Source organism: Limnospira sp. PMC 289.06, from assembly GCF_032350395.1.
In the GTDB taxonomy this organism is placed as follows: Bacteria; Cyanobacteriota; Cyanobacteriia; order Cyanobacteriales; family Microcoleaceae; genus Limnospira; species Limnospira platensis.
In genome coordinates this window covers 1-363 of the sequence record NZ_JARPLC010000530.1, presented here as the reverse complement: position 1 = coordinate 363, position 363 = coordinate 1, and the positions used below count along the sequence as shown (strand labels likewise).

Genomic DNA, 363 nt, shown 5'->3' with positions numbered 1-363 from the left:
ATAGTTTGACCGTCTCCTTGTTAAGAGTACAGCAACATCTCTTCATCAAGAGCTGTTTTATCATCGTGACAATGGCGATGTAATAATTGAAGATTCTTGTATTCATCCTTTCCGCCTTGGCTTCTAGGTACAATATGGTCTACTTCAATAAAGTCTGACGGGGTAAAGAATTGCCCACACCAGGTACATCTACCTTTTGGTTTCTTGAGTAGTTTGGCAACTCTATTTGGCGTGTCGATTGCTTGACCTTTCCTGGTTGCCCAGTAAGTCCAATTTCCATCGTATGGTGTTGCGTCAGGGCGCACTAGGGTATGTCTGACAATTGGAGTCCAGTTGTGTTTGTATAGATGTAACCCATCTTTG

At 42.7% G+C, this 363-nt stretch carries 1 protein-coding gene; it reads right to left on the bottom strand.

Translation table 11 applies throughout. From position 1 onward, the window contains the following. Positions 1–20: 20 nt before the first annotated feature. The coding region (locus P5674_RS26140; RefSeq protein ID WP_315643475.1) for an HNH endonuclease at positions 21–363 on the bottom strand (343 nt) is incomplete at its 5' end.